The 20030-nt window shown below is 63.7% G+C and carries 19 protein-coding genes and 1 pseudogene; 16 read left to right on the top strand and 4 right to left on the bottom strand.

What is annotated here, in order from left to right; genetic code table 11:
* The first annotated feature begins 141 nt into the window (after nt 1-141).
* From NVV79_RS08505 to NVV79_RS08535, 7 genes are all read left to right on the top strand, one after another.
* Entirely contained in the window at nt 142-1476 is a 1335-nt protein-coding gene (locus NVV79_RS08505; RefSeq protein WP_303988054.1) for an extracellular solute-binding protein, read from the top strand.
* Between the two features lie 58 nt (nt 1477-1534).
* Nucleotides 1535-2416: a carbohydrate ABC transporter permease gene (locus NVV79_RS08510; protein WP_303988056.1), complete on the top strand. Its 882-nt coding sequence runs from the start codon at nt 1535-1537 to the stop codon at nt 2414-2416.
* Between the two features lies 1 nt (nt 2417).
* The gene (locus NVV79_RS08515) at nt 2418-3263 is read left to right on the top strand and encodes a carbohydrate ABC transporter permease (protein ID WP_303988058.1); all 846 of its coding nucleotides are present in this window, start codon (nt 2418-2420) and stop codon (nt 3261-3263) included.
* Between the two features lie 19 nt (nt 3264-3282).
* Nucleotides 3283-4683 carry a CehA/McbA family metallohydrolase gene (locus NVV79_RS08520; RefSeq protein WP_303988060.1) on the top strand — a complete coding sequence of 467 codons (1401 nt, stop codon included), beginning with the start codon at nt 3283-3285 and terminating at the stop codon, nt 4681-4683.
* Between the two features lie 5 nt (nt 4684-4688).
* Nucleotides 4689-5543 (top strand): TIM barrel protein, encoded by an 855-nt coding sequence (locus tag NVV79_RS08525; protein ID WP_303988062.1) that lies wholly within the window; start codon nt 4689-4691, stop codon nt 5541-5543.
* A complete protein-coding gene (locus NVV79_RS08530; RefSeq protein WP_303988064.1) occupies nt 5540-6610 on the top strand; it encodes a Gfo/Idh/MocA family protein in 1071 nt (356 codons plus the stop codon). The genes NVV79_RS08525 and NVV79_RS08530 overlap by 4 nt, the downstream gene beginning before the upstream one ends.
* Before the next feature lie 114 nt (nt 6611-6724).
* On the top strand, nt 6725-7318 hold the full coding sequence (locus tag NVV79_RS08535) for a hypothetical protein (RefSeq protein WP_303988065.1): 594 nt from the start codon (nt 6725-6727) through the stop codon (nt 7316-7318).
* A 13-nt stretch (nt 7319-7331) separates the two neighbouring features.
* Here the strand turns inward: NVV79_RS08535 and NVV79_RS08540 are convergent, their stop codons facing one another.
* Nucleotides 7332-8036 carry a GntR family transcriptional regulator gene (locus tag NVV79_RS08540; protein WP_303988067.1) on the bottom strand — a complete coding sequence of 235 codons (705 nt, stop codon included), beginning with the start codon at nt 8034-8036 and terminating at the stop codon, nt 7332-7334.
* Between the two features lie 126 nt (nt 8037-8162).
* Here NVV79_RS08540 and NVV79_RS08545 point away from each other — a divergent pair, with 126 nt between their 5' ends.
* Together NVV79_RS08545 and NVV79_RS08550 are read left to right on the top strand one after the other, a co-directional pair.
* On the top strand, nt 8163-8921 hold the full coding sequence (locus NVV79_RS08545; RefSeq protein ID WP_303988069.1) for an enoyl-CoA hydratase/isomerase family protein: 759 nt from the start codon (nt 8163-8165) through the stop codon (nt 8919-8921).
* A complete protein-coding gene (locus tag NVV79_RS08550) occupies nt 8921-10081 on the top strand; it encodes an ABC transporter substrate-binding protein (RefSeq protein ID WP_303988071.1) in 1161 nt (386 codons plus the stop codon). The genes NVV79_RS08545 and NVV79_RS08550 overlap by 1 nt, the downstream gene beginning before the upstream one ends.
* On the opposite strand, the gene NVV79_RS08555 is transcribed toward NVV79_RS08550, so the two are convergent.
* Nucleotides 10065-11123: a Gfo/Idh/MocA family protein gene (locus NVV79_RS08555; RefSeq protein WP_303988072.1), complete on the bottom strand. Its 1059-nt coding sequence runs from the start codon at nt 11121-11123 to the stop codon at nt 10065-10067. The two genes, NVV79_RS08550 and NVV79_RS08555, sit on opposite strands and share 17 nt — an antisense overlap.
* Nucleotides 11124-11237: 114 nt before the next feature.
* On the opposite strand from NVV79_RS08555, the pseudogene NVV79_RS22580 reads away from it, so the two are divergent.
* The 4 genes and pseudogenes from NVV79_RS22580 to NVV79_RS08575 form a co-directional block, all read left to right on the top strand.
* Nucleotides 11238-11510: pseudogene (locus NVV79_RS22580) on the top strand (D-galactonate dehydratase); the annotation flags it as partial.
* A gap of 88 nt (nt 11511-11598) precedes the next feature.
* On the top strand, nt 11599-12402 hold the full coding sequence (locus NVV79_RS08565; protein ID WP_303988077.1) for a mandelate racemase/muconate lactonizing enzyme family protein: 804 nt from the start codon (nt 11599-11601) through the stop codon (nt 12400-12402).
* A gap of 231 nt (nt 12403-12633) precedes the next feature.
* Entirely contained in the window at nt 12634-13431 is a 798-nt protein-coding gene (locus NVV79_RS08570) for a FadR/GntR family transcriptional regulator (protein ID WP_303988079.1), read from the top strand.
* Between the two features lie 17 nt (nt 13432-13448).
* Complete coding sequence (locus NVV79_RS08575; RefSeq protein ID WP_303988081.1) at nt 13449-14534, top strand: glycoside hydrolase family 88 protein; 1086 nt, start codon at nt 13449-13451, stop codon at nt 14532-14534.
* 39 nt (nt 14535-14573) lie between these two features.
* On the opposite strand, the gene NVV79_RS08580 is transcribed toward NVV79_RS08575, so the two are convergent.
* Together NVV79_RS08580 and NVV79_RS08585 are read right to left on the bottom strand one after the other, a co-directional pair.
* Nucleotides 14574-15473 (bottom strand): SMP-30/gluconolactonase/LRE family protein, encoded by a 900-nt coding sequence (locus NVV79_RS08580; protein WP_303988082.1) that lies wholly within the window; start codon nt 15471-15473, stop codon nt 14574-14576.
* A 14-nt stretch (nt 15474-15487) separates the two neighbouring features.
* Nucleotides 15488-16258: an SDR family oxidoreductase gene (locus NVV79_RS08585; protein WP_303988083.1), complete on the bottom strand. Its 771-nt coding sequence runs from the start codon at nt 16256-16258 to the stop codon at nt 15488-15490.
* A 145-nt stretch (nt 16259-16403) separates the two neighbouring features.
* Between NVV79_RS08585 and NVV79_RS08590 the strand changes: the two genes are divergently transcribed.
* The 3 genes from NVV79_RS08590 to NVV79_RS08600 all read left to right on the top strand — a co-directional run bounded on the left by NVV79_RS08590 (nt 16404) and on the right by NVV79_RS08600 (nt 20022).
* Nucleotides 16404-17384 (top strand): substrate-binding domain-containing protein, encoded by a 981-nt coding sequence (locus NVV79_RS08590; protein WP_303988085.1) that lies wholly within the window; start codon nt 16404-16406, stop codon nt 17382-17384.
* A 69-nt stretch (nt 17385-17453) separates the two neighbouring features.
* The gene (locus NVV79_RS08595; RefSeq protein WP_303988087.1) at nt 17454-18953 is read left to right on the top strand and encodes a sugar ABC transporter ATP-binding protein; all 1500 of its coding nucleotides are present in this window, start codon (nt 17454-17456) and stop codon (nt 18951-18953) included.
* 22 nt (nt 18954-18975) lie between these two features.
* Complete coding sequence (locus NVV79_RS08600) at nt 18976-20022, top strand: ABC transporter permease (RefSeq protein ID WP_303988089.1); 1047 nt, start codon at nt 18976-18978, stop codon at nt 20020-20022.
* Nucleotides 20023-20030: the final 8 nt, after the last annotated feature.

Genomic DNA, 20030 nt, shown 5'->3' on the forward strand with positions numbered 1-20030 from the left:
GACAGTCGTGTGACAGGCGTGGATGCAGATTCACGGATAAAAAATTGCACACGATTTCATTCGGCTGTCATCTGACCTGCTTAAGGAGAGCAGGTCGCAGCGGGTTGCGCCTGCGCTCGCTCATCGGGAGAGGACCCCATTATGAAGACCTTTTTGACCGCTAATCTGTCGGTTCTGGCCGCTGCGCTGATGGTCAGCACGGCCATGGGCGCCGACCTGCGCATCCTGACGGCCGTGACCGGCGGCAAGGATGCCGCCGAACACGAACAATTCGTCGCCGAACTCGAAAAGCATCTCGGACTCGATATCGAGATGGTCAAGCCGGCCTCCGACTATAACAACGTGCTGTTCACCTCGCTGGCCAGCGGCGAGCGCTATGACCTGATCTACGGCGATTCCAAGATGCTGCCGGGCCTGGTGGAGCAGGGTGCGCTCACCGACGTGACGGACCTCGTCGCCGCTTCCGCCGTGCTCTCGGATGAAACCGCGATCCCGGCCGGAGAATGGCAGCTCTTCGACATCGAAGGCCGCAAATGGGCGGTGCCGAACAAGTTCGAAGGCGGCACCTTGCCGACCATTCGCCAGGACTGGCTGGAAGAATCCGGCCTCGACACCCCGGTGACCCTGGACGACTGGACCGAGTTCTTCCGCTGGGCCAAGGCGGAAAAGGACGCCTATGGCCTGTCCACCTCCAAGCTCTACGACATTCAGGGCTACATGTCGGCCGAAGGCGTCAAGGCCGGCTATGTGCTGGTCGATGGCAAGCGCACCATTCCCTATGCCACCCCGGCTGCCGCGGCGGTCTATGACTGGTTCGGCATGCTGTCCAAGGAAGGCCTCCTGGACCCCAACTTCGTCACCAACGGCTCGGGCGAATTCCGCAACCTGTTCATGACCGACCGGGTCGCCGCCGTCACCTATTGGGATGCCTGGGTCGGCCTGTTCAACAATATCATGGCCACCGACCATCCCGATTCCAGCTTCGAGGCCAAGGGCGTTTCCGGCGTTCCGGGTCCGGATGGCGAGATCATCCTGCGGCGCGGCGATGCCTCGCTCTGGATGATCCCGGCCAATGCCGAACATCCGGAAAATGCCATCAAGTTCCTCGAATTCTGGCATTCCGAGCCCGGCTATGTCCTGGGCACGCTGGGCATCGAGGGCGTGGACTATAACAAGACTGCCGATGGCCAGTATGAGCTGACCGAGCAGGGCCAGGCCCATGGCATGGACCACGGCTCGCCGCGCGTCGCCTCCACCACCTGGGAAAACCCCTTCCCGCCGCTGCCCGGCGTTGAAGAAGCCCAGGCGATCATCATGGAAGACGCGACCATGGAATACCTGCCGGCCGAGTGGAGCGAAGCCGCCCCGATCGTCGAAAAGCATGCCTTCCAGGCCATGCTCGGCGAAGTCACGGGCGCCGAAGCGGTCGAGGCCATGCATGCCGAATTGCTGGCTGCCGGCCTGATCGACGAATAATCCCCTGTGGGCCGCCGGGAGACCGGCGGCCCGCTCCGCCTTGCCAGAGGGACCAGCCATGCTTGATCGCGTTCGCCGGCACTGGATGCTTTACCTGCTGATCGCGCCGATCCTGGCCTATTTCTTTGCCTTCCTGTTCTATCCCATGGGGCAGGGCATCTTCCTGTCGTTCCAGAAGGCGGGCCTGCTCGGGCCGGTCGGTTTCGTCGGGTTCGACAATTACGCCAAGGTGTTTTCCACCCCCGCCGTATGGCAGGCGATCTGGAACACGCTGATCATTGCGGCCGGCATCACCATTGTCGGCACGCTGGTGCCGATCCTGCCGGCCATCGCCTTGCTGCAGATCACGCCGGACTGGCTGAAGCGCGGCTTCCAGACTGCGATCTACACGCCCTACCTGTTGTCCTGGGTGATCATTGTGGGCATCTGGCTCAACACGCTGTCGCCCCTGGGCCTCGTCAACACGCTGCTGCTGGCCTTCGGCATCATCGACCAGCCGATCAATTTCTTCGCCGATCCCGCCTGGGCAAGGCCGATGGTCATCGGGCTCACCGTCTGGAAGGACGTGGGCTTTCATGCCCTCATCTATCTCGCCGCCTTGCTGTCGCTGAGCCCGGACATTCTCGAAGCCGCCGATATCGACGGCGCCAACGACTTCAAGAAGATCCGCGATATCCTGCTGCCGCATCTGATGCCGATGATCCGGGTAGTGTTCCTGATCACCCTGCTCGGCTCGCTGCGCACCTTCGATTCCGCCTTCCTGATGCTCAACGGACGCACGGCCGACCAGATCCGGACGCTCGCCATCTTCACCTATGAGCGCGGCATTCTGAATTTCGACCTGGGCCTGGCCAGCGCCGCCGGCGTGGTCCTGCTGATCGTTTCGCTGCTGATTTCGGGCGTCGCCCAGATCTTCACCCGCACCCGGCCGGAGACCTGACATGCTCAAGTCCCGCTCGGTCCGGTTCCTGTCCTATGCCATCCTGATCGCGCTGGCCGTCACGATGATCGTGCCGCTATGGTCGGTGGTGGCCACGGCGTTTTCCAGCAAGTTCGCCTCGCTGCAGCCCGGCATCAAGCTCTGGCCGGAAACCTTCTCGATCGAGGGTTTCGAGACGCTGTTCCGGCGCCTCAATTTCGTTCTGCCCTTCGCTAATACGCTCTATGTCACTGTCGTCGGTACGGCCTTGCATGTGCTGCTTTCGGCCATGGGCGGCTATGTGCTGATCCAGCAGGACCTGCCGGGGCGCAGGATCATCGCCGGCATAATCCTCTTGACCCTCACCATTCCCACCCAGGTGATCCTGGTGCCGCTTTTCGTGGTGTTCAAGCAGTTCATGCTGCTCAATACGCTGCTGTCGCTGATCGTTTCGGAAATGGTCTCGGCCTTCTCGATCCTGCTGATGAAGACCTATTTCGAGCAGGTCCCCAAATCCATGATCGAATCCGCCCGCATGGACGGCGCCGGACATTTCAAGCTGCTCCGGGATTTCTACCTGCCGCTGGCTCTGCCGGGCGTGCTGACGGTCACGGCCTTCCAGATCGTGCACAAATACAATCTCTTCATCGAGCCGCTGCTGTTCATCAACGACCCGCAGAAGATAACCCTGCAGATCGCCCTGCAATCGGTGATCCTGGGCGAAAGCGCCACCTCGACCAATGACTTCATCGCCCCCAATGTCACCATGGCCGCCATCGTGCTGGCGCTGGTGCCGCTGCTGGTTTTCTATCCCTTCATGCAGAAATACCTGATCCGCGGCCTCACCGTGGGCGGGGTGAAGGAATAGTCCTCGGGACAATCGCAAAATGCAGTTCACCGCCCATGTCACCCGCGCCGACCAGGCCGCCAATCCCTACTATTACCTCCCCTTCGATGTCCCCGAGGGGACGACCCGCATCGATGTCGTCCTCGCCTATTCCAAGGCCGAGGATTGCGTCGTCGATCTCGGCGCCTTCGATCCGCGCGACACCGGCTATCCCACGCGCGAGGGGTTTCGCGGCTGGAGTGGCGGGGCGCGCGACCGCTTCTTCATTGCCACCGACGATGCCACGCCCGGCTACGTGCATGGCGAAATCCAGCCCGGCACCTGGAATGTGATCCTCGGCCTCTACAAGGTCCCCGAAGCCGGCGCCGATGTCACGGTCACCATCACGCTCGATGCCGCGCCGCGTCGCCTCGAACCCCAGCCGGCCCGCACCTTTCCGGTGCGTCAGGGCGCCGGCTGGTACAAGGGGGATCTGCACTGTCACACCTTCCATTCGGACGCCAGGGGCGCCCCTGAAGTCCTGCATGCGGCGGCCAAACAGGCCGGGCTCGATTTCCTCGCCATTGCCGACCACAACACAATCACCCAGCGCCGCTATTTCCATCCGCAGTCCTCGCCCGACCTCGTCTTCGTACGCGGCATGGAGGTGACGACGGCGATCGGCCACGCCAATGTCTTCGGCGTCGATGAGTGGATCGATTTCCGCATGACCCGGCCGTCCGACGCCCATGTGCTGGAAAAGCTGGTGCATGAACGGGGCGGCCTGCTTTCGATCAACCATGACAAGCCGGTCATTCCCTGGGACTATGACATGCCCGCCGCCGACTGCCAGGAGGTCTGGCAATCGACCTGGCTGGATTGGAACTGGGTGTCGCTGGAGCGCTACCAGCAGCGGCTTGCCGCCGGCATGAAGCTCTCGGCCATTGGCGGCTCCGACTACCACCAGCCTGCCGACCTGCGTCCCGAGGGACCGCTGGTGCTGGCGCGGCCTACCACCGTTCTCCACCTTCCCGAATTGAGCGAAGATGCGGTTCTCGCCGGCATGAAGGCGGGGCATGGTTACATCACCGAAAGCCCCGATGGCCCGCATCTGGAAATCCGCTGCGGCACATCCGTCATGGGCAGCACTGCCACAAGCCCGGATGAAGTCGGCATCATCGTCCGGGGCGCTCGCGGCGACCGCCTGGTGCTGATCGATGCCAATGGCCCCATCGCGGAGATGGATATTCCCGACGACGACTGGACGGCAAGCCTGAAACTTGCCGCGCCGAAAACCTTCCTCCGCGCCGAAATCATTGCCGTTGCCAGCCGGGACCGGCTGGTAGCCGAACTCGCAGCAGAGGTCGAAGGGCAGGTTCCCGCCGACTATTTCAAGGGCGCGCGGATTGCCGACCAGCCCATTCGCCGCGCCCTGAGCAACCCCATCTATATTGAGGCCTGATTTCCATGCTTATCGCCAACGCACCCTGTTCCTGGGGCATTACCGGCTCGGCCAGCAATGCCTATAGCTGGCAGCAATATCTCGACCAGGTCGCCGAGGCCGGCTATCGCGGCACCGAACTGGGGCCCTATGGCTTCCTGCCCAAGGATGTCGGCCTGTTGCGGGACGAGCTGGCCAGGCGCGACCTGGTGCTGATCGGCGGCGTCCATGTCCACAGCTTCGGCGATGCCACTTCGGCCCCGGACCTGCTGGCGACCCTGCGCGAGCTCTCCGCGCTGATGCAATCGCTCGGTGCCGGCCATGTCGTCATCATGGATCGCAGCGAATTCTACCCCAAGGGCCAGGAAGGCGTACTCGACGCTGCCGGCTGGGCCGGGCTCACGCAGATGGTCCGTGATGCGCAAAGCCTGGTCGAAGGCGAATATGGCCTCAAGCTCAGCTTCCATCCTCATATCGGCACTGCCGTCGAAAAGGAGGACCAGATCGACCGCCTGCTGGCCGAAACCGCTATCGATCTCTGCTTCGATACCGGCCACCACGCCTTCTGGGACCAGGACCCGCTGGCCTATATGGAAAAGACCTTCCCCCGCATCGCCTATGTGCATCTCAAGAATGTCGACCCCAAAGTCCGCGCGCGCGTGCTGTCGGGCGAGCTGTCGGTAGCCGACTCCTATGGCGCGGGTGTCATGTGTCCCTTGCCCGATGGCATCGTCGATATTCAGGCCGTCATGCAGCTCTTGCAGCAGCGCCATTTCACCGGCCCCATCGTGGTCGAGCAGGACGTCGCCAGCAATGCCGTCGAGACGCCATTGCAACTCGCGGCCCGCAACCTTGCCTATATGAACGGGATCAATTCATGAGCGCGCCGATCAAGGTCGGGCTGATCGGCCTGGGCGAAGTTGCCCAGCTCATGCATCTGCCACTTCTTGCTGACGACCCGCGATTCTCCATCGCTGCCATCAGCGACGTGTCGCCCAGCCTTCTCGAGCATGTCGGCAACCGCTACGGCGTCGCAGTGCGGCATCTCGATGCTAACAGTCTGTTAGCGAATTCGACCCTCGATGCTATTTTTATCCTCACGCCGGACCACCTCCATGCCGAGCTGCTGGAACAGGCCATCCGCACGGGAAAACACGTCTTCATCGAGAAACCCGCCTGCCTCACCGCGGCCCAGCTCGAACCGATCCTGTCGGTACCGCGCCGGCCGGGCCAGGTGGTTTTCGTCGGCTATATGCGGCGGTTTTCCCGGGCTTTCCTTGCCCTCAAGCAGCGCCTGCCGCCGCTCGAAACCATCCGCCATGTCCGCATCCGCGACATCATCCGCGAGGCGCCATTCTTCGTCGCGCAGACCCGTAACGTCTTCAAACCAAACGATGTTTCTCCCGATCTCATCGCCGAAGGCCGCGCCCGCACGCAGGCCATGCTGCGCTCGGTCATGGGCGAAGACTGCCTGCCGGATGCCCTGCGCGCCTACCAGGTTCTGACCGGCCTGTCCTCGCACAGCTTCTCGGCCATGCGCGACCTGCTGGGGCCGCCCAAAGGCGTGCGCCATGCCACCCAGCACAATGGCGAAACCGTCATTGCCCTCTTCGACTACGGCCATTTCACCGCGCTCTACGAAGCCGTCATCGACGACGTCTCCCGCTTCGACGCCGGCATCGAGGTGCTGACCCAGACCCAGCATTTCAGGATGAATTACGACACGCCCTATATCCGTAACCTCCCGACACGCCTCGAAATTACCACGTCATCGGACACGGAAACCGGCACCGAAATCATCGGCCCGATCTACGAAGATCCCTTCCGCATCGAGCTCAATGCCTTCCGCGACAGCATGGTCAACGGCACCCCGAACAAGACCAGCCTCGAAGACTCGCTCGAGGATTTGAAGCTGTTTGCCGAGGTCGGCCGCCATTTCCGGGCCTAGGCGCTGTAGCGGATTTGCTGAAAATTCTAGGCATGGCCCCAAGGAGAGGCCAAGCTGCATCGTCTTCTTCATAGGCGCGGCAACCGCGCGATTTTGATTCGAGGAGTTTCAGCCATGCCTGCCATCACCCGCTATGCCGCAGCCGCTCTTGTTGCGCTGTCCTTCTGCACCGGGCCGGCGCTGGCCCAGGATGTTACCGATTATCTTGGTGTTCCCGGCCCCATCACCTTCGACGGCACGGATTATCTGCTGAGCTGGTCGTCGCAGCCCAATGCCCAATATACCAAGCAGGAATATGTGCCCGCCGGCCAGACGGTCGAGACCTATGACAGCATGATCATGGTCGAGTTCCTTGCCTCCGAGCTGACCCCGCTGCAGATGGCGGGCGCCCAGGCCAACATGCTCAACGAGCGCAAGGCCACCGATCCGCTGGTCAATATGGATATCATGCAGAATGACCAGACCGGCGAAGTGCTGCTGGACTTCATCGTCTCGGCCAAGGACGAGAAGGGCGAATATATCGTCGAGTGGAACGGCTATCGCTATGCCAGCACGCAGAATGCCGAGGGAGAAGCCGGCGGCATGCTCTTCGCCATCAGCCATCGCGCCTATGGCAATGAGGCATCCCAGGCCTTCATGAGCACGCTCCGTGACTTCAAGGGCACGCAGATAACCGAACTCTCCAGGGCGGCATTGCCCGAGCTATAGGCCGGGTATCACCTCACTGGCGGCTGGAATCCGAATGAGGCGTCAGCCTCTCCTGGCCGTTGAGAATGTGCTGTCGGATCGTCTGGCGGGCAACGCCATGAGAGCCTTGTTCCAGCGCATCGATGATCGTCTCGTGCTCGGCGACCAGCTTGGCAATGTCGGGCACGCCGCGGCCATGCAGGACCTGCATGATGCGCTGGTGATAGGCGAGAGTGCGGTACGCCTCGATGATGAAGGGATTGCCCGACAGGCCGACGACCTTTCCGTGGAAGACGGCATTAAGCTTGACGAAGTCGACATAGCTTTCGAACGTCTTGCCATAGGTGCCGCGGCGCATCTGGGCATTGATTTCGCGCAGTTCGGCGATCAGTTCCGGGTTGACGAGCGGTATGGCCGTTTCCAGCGCACCGACCTCGAGAATAAGCCGGGCGCTGAACAGGTGGTGCAGCTCCAGGGCATCGGGCGGGGCCGCGACGCGATAGCCCTTGTTGGCCTCGAAGGAAACCAGTCGCTCGGCATGCAGCCGCGCCAGGGCTTCGCGCACCGGGATGAGACTGGTGCCGAATTCCTGCGCCAGCGCATCGATGATCAGTCGCTCGCCCTGGGCAATCTCGCCATTGGTGATGCGCTTGTGGATTTCCTCATGCGCGAGGTCGACCAGGCTGCGGCTGCGAATGAGCGTGGCAGGCTTGCGCGGTGTTTCGGGCGATTTGCTCATCGCGGCATCCTCCAGCGTCGGTCATGAATCCGCAAGACTCCGCTTGCGAAATCCCCGATCACTCCATAATCATATATAATCGATTATCATGAAGCGGAAGGCTCTTTCCGCTTGGGGAGCTCCACCATGACCGACCATATTCAGTTCACGCGTATCGACGAGGGCGTTGCCGAACTGGTGCTCAATCGCCCGGAAAAGCACAATGCCATCAGCCCGGAAATGGCGAGCGCCATCCGCGATGCCCGTCGCGCCATCAACGACGACGAGTCCATCCGAGCGGTGGTGGTGCGCGGGGCGGGGGAGAAGGCGTTCTGCGCGGGCACCGATATCGGCCGGCTCGACAGCTTCAAGGACGCCTGGGATTTCCGCAACCGCGTCTGCTACGCCACCGAATTCCGCCGCATCAAGAAGCCGACCATCGCGGCGCTCAAGGGCTGGGCCGTGGGCGGGGGGCTGGAAATCGCCATCAATTGCGATATCCGCATCGCGGCGCCTTCCACCAAGATCGGCGCGCCCGAGGTCAAACATGGCTGGCTCGGCGGCGGGGGACAGACGCAGATGCTGACGCGGCTGGTCGGCTACGGCAAGGCCATGATGATGTGTCTTACCGGCGATACCTATGACAGCGAGCAGGCCTATCGCATGGGCGTGGTCGAGCAACTGGTGGGCGAGGGCGAGGAGGTGGCCGCGGCGCGGTCGATGGCCGCGCGGATCGCCGGGCATACCGCCATTGCCACGATGACGGTCAAGGAAGGCATAAGGGCCGCGCTCAACGGAACGCTGGATGGAGCCTCGCGCTACGAGAACGACCTGATGGTCCTGGCCTTCGCGCTGGGCAACCAGCGCAAGGGGATCGATGCCTTCACCAGCCGGAAGGACGGCTGATGACGCGGATCGTCCTCAAGGGCTTGAGCTGGGGTCATCGGCGCGCGACCGGGCCGCTGGAACCGCTGGTCGACCGGTTCCGGGAGAGCCACCCCGAGATCGAAATCCAGTGGACGGTGCGGCCGCTGAGCGATTTCGAACACCAGGGCCTTGCCGGCGTCGCCGAGCTGTTCGACCTCATCATCTACGATCATCCGTTCAGCGGCGACCTCGTGGCGAGCGGGGCTTTCGTACCGCTCGACCAGCATCTTCCGGGACTGACCACGGACGATGATGCGCGCTTCGCCGGGGCGTCGCTGACCAGCTATCGTTATGCGGGGGCGGTCTGGGGCGCGCCGATCGACGGGGCGACGCAGCACGCGCTCTATCGCGCCGATCTGCTGGGTGATCGCCCTCTGCCCCAGGCCTGGGACGAGGTGCTGGCGCTGGGTCGTATATTGCGAAAGGAAGGGCTCTATCTGGGGCTCGCCGGCGAGACACCGCATGCCGGCCTGGTGGTGGCGGCGCTGATGGCGAATGCCGGCACGCCCTGGTCCACCGATCCGGGTCGGCCGTTCCACATCGACCGGACGGCGCTCGGCGCGGCGCTGGAGCAGACGGCGGCGGTGATGGCACTCTCTCCGCCCGAGGCAATCGGCTGGAACTCGATCGACCTGCACGATCAGATGGTGGCGCGTGACGACATTGTCTATGCGCCCTGCGTCTATGGCTATGCCACCTATGGCGAGGCCGATATGGGGCGCCGGCTGAGTTTCGGGCCGTTCCCGGGCGTGGTGGCGCCCTATCACGCGGGAACGGCGATCGGCGGCACGGCAATAGGACTGTCGCGGCACTGCGCCAACAAGGATGCGGCTTTGGCCTTTATCGAATTCGCGCTGTCGCACGAGGCGCAATGCGAGATCATCCCGGCCCATCACGGGCAGCCGGCGCTTGCCGCCGCGTGGGACGACACTGCGACCGATACCCGCTTCAATGGGTTCTTCTCTGCGACCCGTTCGAGCATCGAGACGGCATGGATCCGGCCACGGCTGCCGGGCTACCCGGTGTTCCAGAAGGAGATGGGCGTGGTGGTGCGCCGGTTCCTCGCCGGGGAGATGGGTATGGCCGATGCGCTCGACGGGATCGAAAAGCTGACCGCCGGGGTCAATCGCGGCGTCTAGACGGCTCGGCATTGCCGGATTTTGCCGAGCGCAGCATGGCGGCCACCACTTCGACGGCCCGCGCCCCGACAAGGGCCGGGCCGGCATTCTCGACGGCGAGGCCCTTGCATAGATCGACGAAGCGGTTGACCGGCTCGATGCAGGCATAGGCGCCATCGCCGGGTGCGACGGGAACGACGATCTCGGTGCCGTCGAGGCGCTGGATCACGCAACGCTCGCGCTCGACATCGAGCAGCAGCATGCCTTCGCTGCCATAGAGGCGCAGGTCGAGCTGGAACGGTTTGCCGTCGGGCACGGTAGCGGCACCGGACAGGGCGGCAGTGGCACCGCCAGCGAATTGCAGCGAGACGGAATTGAACAGATCGGCCCCCAGCTCCGATTTGCCGGTGAAGGCGAAGACGCGCTCGGGGGCGAGGTCGGCGAGATAGAACATGCCGCCCAGCAGGTGGACGAGCTGGCCCCAGCCATAGCCGCCATTCTGCGGATTGGCCCAGGTTTCGGGGTTGGGGCGAAAGAGCTCGTGTTCGGTGCCGGGCATCTGCTGGCCCGACATCAGCTCGCCGATGGGCGAGGCCATGACGGCCGAGATGTGGCGGATGGTCCCGATCTGACCTTCGGCCACCAGGCGCCGGGCTTCGGCGAAATAGGGGCGGAAGTTCCAGCCATAGGGCACGACGACATGGCGTTGCCGCGCTGCGGCCAGGGTGACGATGGCGCGGGCCTCGTCGGCATCCACGGTCATCGGCTTTTCGACGAGTACATGGAGGTTCTTTTCCAGCGCCTGGAGGGTCTGGGCGCCGTGCAGGCGATGGGGCGAGGCGACGATCATCGCATCCATCGGCACGGTTTCGAGCAGTTCTTCATAGGACTCGGTGCCGTAGGGAATGCCGAAGGTTTGTTGAACCTTGGCGAGTTCGTCCCTGCCGAGGCGGCAGACGCCGACCAGCTCGACATCGGGACGCGCCATGAGGATCGGCAGGTGATTGGCCGCTGCCCACCAGCCGACGCCGACGATGCCGATACGAACCTTGCCTTCACTCATGATTTCCCTCCCGCTTTTCCCAAGAACATATATGATCGATTTTATAGGTCAACGGTAGGGACGTTGACGGAAGGGCCGGCGCCACGTCCCAATGCTCGCAAAGAGGAGACGCAGATGAAGATCACCGCCATCAGGACTTTCGTGGTCAATGCCAGGCTGCGGAACTGGATCTTCGTACGAGTCGAGACCGACCAGCCGGGGCTCTACGGGCTGGGCGAGGCGACCATGGAATTCCAGACCCGCGCGGTGACCGGCGCGGTCGAGGATATCGGCATGCTGATCCTGGGGGAGGACCCACGCAATATCGAGCATCTGTGGCAGGTGATGTTCCGGCATCCGTTCTTCAAAGGCGGCATCGTCACCATGTCGGCGCTGTCGGGCATCGACCAGGCGTTGCACGATCTCAAGGCCAAGAATCTCGGGATACCCCTGTGGCAACTGATCGGCGGGCTGAGCCGCAAGCGGCTTCGCATGTATGACCATCTGGGCGGGGGCGACTCGACATCGGTCTATAACAGCGCGGCGTCGGACGCCTTCGCCGAAAAAGGCGGCGCGTTCGCGGGCCGACGGCTTTTCCGCGGTCAAGATTCTTGCGGTCGGCAAGACGGCGCCGCTCGATGGCCATGCCGCGCTCGCCGAAGCCGAGGCGCTGATGGCGGCGGCGCGCGAGGGCGCCGGCGAGGACATGGATATCATGGTGGACCTGCATGGACGCACCACGGCGGCCATGGCCATCGAATATGCCAAGGTGCTCGAACCCTATCGGCCGTTCTTTCTCGAAGAACCCTGCCAGCCGGAAGACTGGCAGGGCACGGCGCGGGTGGCGGCCTCGACCAGCATCCCCATCGCGGCGGGCGAGCGGCTGGTGCATCGGCATGAATTCCTGCACCTGCTGCAGGCCGGCGCCATTGCGGTGGCGCAGCCCGATGTCTGCCATGCCGGCGGCATCACCGAAACGCGCCGCATCGCGACCCTCTGCGAGACGTTCGGGGTGTCGATGGCGCCGCATAATCCGCTTGGCCCCATCGCGACGATGGTCAATATCCATCTCGGCTTCGCCACGCCGAACTTCCTCATCCAGGAGGTGATGCGCTCCGATGTGCCGTGGCGTGACGAGATCATCTCCGGCGTGACGCCGATCGTCGGCGGCTATGTCGAGCCGAGCCAGGCGCCCGGTATCGGCGTCGAGATCAATTTCGAGGCGGCGGCAAAGCACCCCTTCGAGGAGGTCAGGCCGATCCAGTGGTATCACCACGATGGCAGCGTGGCTGACTGGTAGGCCACGACTGTTCCGCAGATTGCCGGCCAGCCTGGCCTGAAGAAGGTATGGGGCATCGGAACGATGCCCGTGGCTTGCTTAGGTGAGATTTCCTCATTCCCGGAAGGCGCGCTTGCGTGCTGCCTTACTTTATATGATAAACATATAAAGTAGCGAAGATGCAGTTGGAGGAGGGGTAGAGGGGCAAGTACACACTTGACGGGAGGCTTTGGAACACAGATCGAATTGGCAATGGTCAGACGCTCAACAACATCGAATCGCGAGGATATGCCGCTTGGCGGGTTGATGCCGGTCCGCGGCATTCTCGGGGAAGTCGTCAGCGACCTCGGCCGCCGCATCGTGGCGGGCGAGTGGAAGACCGACGAGACCCTGCCGACCGAGACCGAGTTGATGAACGAGCTCAAGGTGGGGCGTTCGGTGGTGCGCGAATCCATTCGCATTCTCAATGCGAAGGGGCTGGTGCGCAGCCGGCAGATGGCGGGCACCACGGTGATGCCGCGGTCCGTCTGGCGATTGCTCGATCCCGATCTGATCCAGTGGCGCATGCAGGCGGCCGACCGCAAGGTGCTGCTCAAGGACCTGCTGCAGGTGCGGCTGACACTGGAGCCCGGTGTCGCCTGGGCCGCGACCGCCAATGGCAGCGAGGCCGCCAAGGCCCGCATCCACGCGGCCTGGCAGGGCAAGATCGCCGTGCTGCACGAAGAATCCGTCACGCCCGAAGAACAGCGCCAGCATTTCATCACGCATGATCTCGAATTTCACCGCGCGTTCCTGGCGGCGGTGGGGTCGGAAATTCTCGAGCAGCTCTTTTCGGTGATCGAGGCGGCTTTGTCGCTGATGATCGACGTGCAGATGCAGGCTCGCGGTTCGACCACCGCACTTGTCGGAATGGAAGAGACCAACCAGTTGCATCAGGACGTCTACGACGCCTTTGCCGCTGGCGATGCCGACGGGGCTGAGAAGGCCATGCGGCATCTCATCCAGAGCGCCATCATTGACGCTAACAGGGGTTTTTCGCTCACCGAGTGAGCCCCGCAAGGATCGACATGACAGAACCGACGGAAGCCCAGCGCGAGCTGTTCAAGCGGGTGGCAGAGCGGCTGCAGCAACACGACTTCAAGGGCTGGTTTTACGGCGACTCGGTGGGCTTCGAGGGCCTTATTGCAGCCGGCGACCTGCTCGGCCTCTCCACCTGGCAGGATTTTTCGCAGGGCTTCTTCCGCGCCTGGTCGACCCGGCGCGAGCCCTGGCAGCTCGACGACAATACCGCGCCCGGCCATGTCATGTGCGAGATCGTCAAGCGCACGGGCGACGAGGTGTTGCTGAAGGCCGTGATCGAACTGGCCGAGCATCTCTACTCGCGCCGAAGGGTACGGGGCGTTGCCATTACCTTCGAGGATACGTTGCGGGCGCTGCGCCAGCCTTATGGTGGCCCGGCGCTCGATGCGGCGCAGCAGGAGCAGATGCGCAATCCCGGCGCTGGCACCTGGCTCGACTGCATGCATTTCGACCCGCCATTCTACGCCCATCTCGCCAGGATCGGCGGCGGGGCTGAATGGTCGCAGCGGGCGGTGGACGAGATACTCGCCTATCGCGAGCTGCTGTTCGATGCGGAACTCGGGCTCTACAACCACTTCTGGCTCGAAAAGACCGAACGGTCCTATATTCGCGGCTGGGGCCGCGGGCAGGGCTGGGGACTGCTCGGGCTGATCGACGTCGCCGAGCATGCCGACAAGGGATCGACCCGCTACGGTGAGGTGGTGCGCAACGCCCAGGACTTGGCTGCGGCGATGCTGAAATGGCAACTGCCTGACGGCAATTGGTGGGCGATGGTGCATGAGCCGGAATCCGGCCCCGAATCCTCGACCGCGGCCTTCATGGCCGGCGCCTTCTATCGCGGCATCAGGCTGGGGCTGCTGCCGGCCGAGACTTTCCGCGCCCCCGCCGACAGGGCTTATGAGGCCATGCTCGCCAATCTCGATGCCGACGGCAACCTGCAGGGCGTCTCGGCGGCGGTCTATGCGGCGCTGACGCAGGAACACTACTGGCACGTGCCGCGCGGCTATATCGTGCCATGGGGGCAGGGCCCGGTATTGACCGCGGCGCTCGCCCGGCAGCAGGTCGACCTTTAGGGAGCTTGAGGCGGGGCACCGGCCCCGCCTTTTTCCCGCCTAGCCAAATTCAGCCGCCAACTGGCCTTTGACCCCGGGCCGGCAGACGAAAAGGTTGCCTGCATCGGGCGCGGCGGCGCGTTCGGCCTCGCTCATGCCATAGCTGGCGGTGGTGATGTAGAGCTGGTCGAGATCGGGGCCGGCGAAGGCGCAACTCGTCACCTTGGCGACGGGCAGCTCGATAACCTTGTCGACTTCGCCGCGCGGGTTGAAGCGGACGACGCAGCCGCCATCCCAGCGCGCATTCCACAGATAGCCTTCGGCATCGACGCAGGAGCCATCCGGCGCGCCACGGTCGAATTCGGCAAAGGCGCGCTTGTTGGAGACGACGCCGTCATCGAGATCGAAATCATAGGCGGAGATGACGCCCGAGGCCGTATCGCAGAAATACATGGTGCGGTTGTCCGGGCTCCAGCACACCGTGTTGGACACCCAGATGCCGGTTTCGAACGGGGTGAGCGTCAGGTCCTTGTCGAGGCGATAGAGCGTGCCGGCGCCGGCGATGAGATCGATGCCATCGCCATTGGGCTGGATATTGTTCTGCATGGTGCCGAACCAGAAGCGGCCGCGCGCGTCGGTGCCGGCGTCATTGGAGCGGTTATAGGGCAGTTGCGGCTCGGGATTGAGCAGGTGCGTCAGCTTGCCGGTGGCGTAGTCGAAGCTGCTGATGCCGCTGTGGCAGGCCACGATCAGCCCGGTTCCGTCCTTCTTCGCCCGGACGGCGGTGATCATCTCGGGCATGTCGTAGCTCTGGACTTCTCCGCTGGCCGGGTCGAGGCAAAACAGCCGCGAGGGCAGGGGGACGTCCAGCCACCACAGCCGGCCGCGCCTTGCGTCCCAGTAGGTGCCTTCGCCCAGGACATTGCGGCAGGCGACGGCAGTGGAAACCTCGATAGTCATGATCGGCTCTCTCCCTATTCGTACATGCGGATGGTAACGCCGCCATCGACGACGATATTGGCGCCGACAATGAAGCGGGCTTCGTCCGAAGCCAGCATGGCGGCGACGGCGGCGATTTCCTCGGGGCGACCGAGGCGCTTGAGCGGCTGGCGCGCTTCGACCTTGGCCCGGGCATCGGGGTCCGGATCGTCCTCGAACATCTTCCGGTTGAGCGGCGTGTCGATATAGCCGGGCGAGATGGCGTTCACGATGACGCCGCGCTCGGCATATTCGAGCGCCAGCGAGCGGGTGAGGCCGAGCAGGCCATGCTTGGCGATGGGGTAAGGGAAGGTGTTGCGGATGACCTGGAAGGAATGGTTGGATGCGATATTGACGATGGCGCCCGCGCCCCTGGCCAGCATGTGCGGCAGCACCGCGCGGCAGCAATACCACGCCCCGTCGAGATCGACGGACATGCAGCGCTGCCAGTCGGCGTCGGTGATCTGGAGCGGGTCGCCGAAGACGGCGATGCCGGCATTGTTGACCAGGATATCGGGCGGGCCGAAAGCCGAAACGGTTGCGGCGACCATGGCTTCGACGCTTTGGGCATCGGCGACATCGGTGCCGATACAGAGCGCTTCGGCGCCGCTGTCGCGGAGATCGTCGGCGACGGCCTCACCGCGGTCACGTTCGCGTTCGGCGATGACCACGCGCGCGCCTTCGGCCACGAAGCGCCGCGCAATGGCTTCGCCAATGCCCTGACCCGCACCGGTGACGATGGCGATTTTGCCAGCAAGACGCTGCATGTTTTCCTCCGCCGCAACTCGATGTTTCGATGTTGCGTTGACTTTGTATGATAAACAGATAATCCTTCATTTCGTCAACCGGACGTCCCCGTCGAGGAGAATGGGAGCGCGCGGGATGATCATGAAATAGGTCAGGGAGGACCAAATGACCACATTCGCCCGCCTGCTCGGCAGCACCGTTTTGGCCGCGAGCCTGTCCGCCGCGGCCTTTGCCGGCGCCGCCACGGCGCAGGACAAGCTCATCGTCAACATCAACAAGAGCGGCACCCAGCAGTACTTCATCGATCAGGGAGACGGTTTCACCGCCGCCGCCGAAGAGCTTGGCTACCAGGCCAGCGTGATCAATGTCGAACTCGACGCCAACCTCGCGATCAGCGCCATGACCGACGCCATCGCGGCCGGCGCCAAGGGCATCGCCATCACCGTTCCGGACCAGGCTATCGGGCCGGCGGTCGCCACGGCGGCAGCCGATGCCGGTATCCTGCTGGTCGGCACCAACGACAATATCGCCGATGCCGCCGGCAACCCGATTCCGCTCGTCGGCTTCGACGGCAAGGATATGGGCACCAAGGTCGGCATTGCTGCCGGCGAACTGCTCAACGAAAGCGACTGGCTGAGCGGTGGTACCTACGGCATCCTGTCTGTCGAAGTGCAGACGCTCTCGGTCTGCAACGACCGTACCGATGCCTCGCGGTCCGAGATCACCAAGGCCGGCGCCGACGCGGCCAGGATATTCCCGGTGACCTATGACGGCACGACCAACTCGGCTCTCGAAGCGGCCGGTCCCGTCGTCACTGCGCATCCCGATGTCGACAAGTGGGTGGTCTTCGGCTGCAATGACGAAGGCGTGCTCGGCACGCTCAACGCGCTGACCAATGCCGGCTTCGCGCCGGATGACATCATCGCCGTCGGCCTGGGTGCTTACGAAGCCTGCCGCCCCTGGGCTGCCGGCCAGCCGAGCGGCTTCAAGGCCGCGCTCTACATCAGCGGCACCGATGTCGGTGCGGCTGCGGCCAAGGTGCTGATTGCCGCGCTCGAGGATGGTGCGGAACTGCCCGCCAATACGGTGGCAGACACCTCGATCGTCACGCCGGAAAACTATCAGGACCATATGCCCTGCACCTGAGGCGTGCTCCGGCGGGCCGCTTCGTGCGGCCCGCCTCATTGTTTTATGCAGATATATCCGGTTGGTATGATGGCTGAGACCCCCGTCGTTGATATTCGCCGCGTGGGCAAGGCGTTCCCGAATGTGCGGGCGCTCGCCGACCTCACATTCGACGTGCGCCGCGGCGAAGTGGTCGCCTTCGTCGGCGAGAACGGTGCCGGCAAGTCCACCTTGCTCAAGATTCTTTCGGGCGACTATCAGCTCGATGAAGGCGAGGTGCTGCTCGACGGCCAGGAGGCCAGCCATGTCAGTCCGCGCGAGGCCCGGCAGGCGGGGTTCCGCCTGGTTCGCCAGGAGCCGGAGATCGTTCCCCATATCAGCGCCGCCGAGAATATCTTCGTGGGCGAGTTGCCGCAGCGGCACGGCGTCGTCGATTTCGCCAGGCTTCGTGCCGATGCCTGGGCCCTGCTCGAGGAATGCGGCTTCGATGGTCTCATCGATCCGGCCGCCATGGGCGACACGCTGTCCCCAGCGCAGAAACATATCGTCGAGATTGCCCGGGCGCTGAAGCCCGGCGTCAAGGTGGTGGCCTTCGACGAGCCGACATCCTCGCTCACCTCGGACGAAACCGAGCGGCTGTTCACCTTGATCCGCAAGCTGCGCGATCGCGGGCTGGGCGTCATCTACGTCACCCATCGCCTGCACGAGGTGATGGAGATTTCGGATCGCATCGTCATCCTGCGCGATGGCCGGCTGGTCGATGTCTGCGAAACGCAATCGGTGACGCCGGACGATGTCGTCCGCATGATGGTGGGGCGCGACCTGTCCTATGGCTTTGCCCGCACCGAAACGACGCGGCCCGAAGTCGTGCTGGAGGTGTCGAACCTGTCGAGCCGCTACCACGAGAATATCAGCTTCAAGATCCATGCCGGCGAAATCCTCGGCTTTGCCGGGCTGGTCGGTGCCGGCCGCACCGAACTCGCCAAGGTCATCTTTGGCGACATTCACAAGCGCAGCGGCGAGGTGCTGGTGGTGGGGCAGCGCACGCGCATCCGGGCGCCATCCGACGCGATTGCCGCCAGTATCGGCTTTGCCCCGGAAGACCGGAAGGGCGAGGGGCTGATCCTGGTCCGCTCGGTGATGGAGAATGCCTCGATGGCGGTCTTTTCGACGCTGAGCCGCTTCGGCATCCTGCGCAACAGGATGATGATCGATACCGTGTCACCACTGATCGACAGCCTCGAGATCAAGACCCCGTCACTGGAGCAGGAGGTCGGCAAGCTGTCGGGTGGCAACCAGCAGAAAGTCGTGCTGGCCCGCTGGCTGGCGGCCAAGCCGAAGGTGCTGATCCTCGACGAGCCGACACGCGCGGTCGATGTCGGCGCCAAGGCCGAAATCTACCGGCTGATCGACAGCCTCGCCAAAAGCGGCATCGCCATCATGCTGATCTCGTCGGAAATGCCGGAACTGCTGGCACTGGCCGATCGCATCGTCGTCATGCATGCCGGTCGGCTCTCCGACCCAATTGAAAAGAGCGAAGCGTCGGAAGAACGCATCCTCAACGCCGCGCTCGGCCAGCAAGCCGCGTAGCGAGACATTACCAGAGGTGTCCATGACCAACATGTCCCAAACCACCACGCAACGCTCCACAGAGAACCCACTCAAGGCCATCACCCGTTTCGTCGGTGCGGAGAACCTGTCCCTGGTAATCGCGCTGGTGCTACTGGTGATCCTGATCGCCAGCCAGACGCCGTTTTTCTTCGTGCCACGCAACCTGATGAATATCGGCATGAACCTGGCGGTGGTGGGGCTGCTCGGCGTCGGCATGACCATCGTCATCGTTTCGGGCGCCCTCGACATTTCGGTGGGGTCCATCGCCGGCGTCGCCTCGGTGGTCTCGGCCATCTTCGTCACCTATGTCGGCACGGTCACCGGTGGCGTCTTCATGGGGGTATTGGCGGGCGCGCTGCTGGGTGTGGTGAATGCCGCGATCATCTCCTATCTCAGGGTCAATGCGGTGGTGGCGACGCTTGCCACGCTCTCGGCCTATCGCGGCATCGCCTTTCTCGTCGCGCCCGAGGGCCGGCCGATCGGCGTGCTCGACCAGAGCTTTGCCTATATCGGCTCGGGCCGCGTGCTCGAAAGCGGCAGTTTTCCCGGCATCCCGGTAGCCTTGCTGCTGCTTGTCGCCGTTGCCGTGGTCGCCCATTTCGTCATGAGCTCGACCGTCTTCGGCCGTGCCGTCTATTCGATGGGCGGCAATCCCGCAGCGGCTCGCCTGGCGGGCATCAACCTGACCCGGATGAAGTTCTACATCTTCACCATTTCCGGAGCGCTGGCCGGACTTGCCGGCGTGCTGGTGACGGCGCGAACCAGTTCGGGCCAGCCGGCTTCTGGCACGCAGGGGCTCGAACTCGAAGCGATTACCGCGGTATTCCTCGGCGGTGCCATCCTGGCGGGTGGCAAGGGCACGATCGTCGGGACCATGCTGGCCGTGGTGCTGCTGGCGACGCTGAGCAACGGCATGAACCTGCTCAACATCCCGACATTCTATCAGCTCGTCGCCAAGGGTTTCCTGCTGATCGTCGCGGTGGCCATCGGCCAGTGGCGCATGGCGCGAGCGGAGCGGGCGCAGGCACGCGCCTCGCTGGCCGGCTGAGGCATGCA

Origin of the sequence: Devosia ginsengisoli, assembly GCF_024707105.1 — a bacterium.
GTDB classification, from domain to species: domain Bacteria; phylum Pseudomonadota; class Alphaproteobacteria; order Rhizobiales; family Devosiaceae; genus Devosia; species Devosia ginsengisoli_A.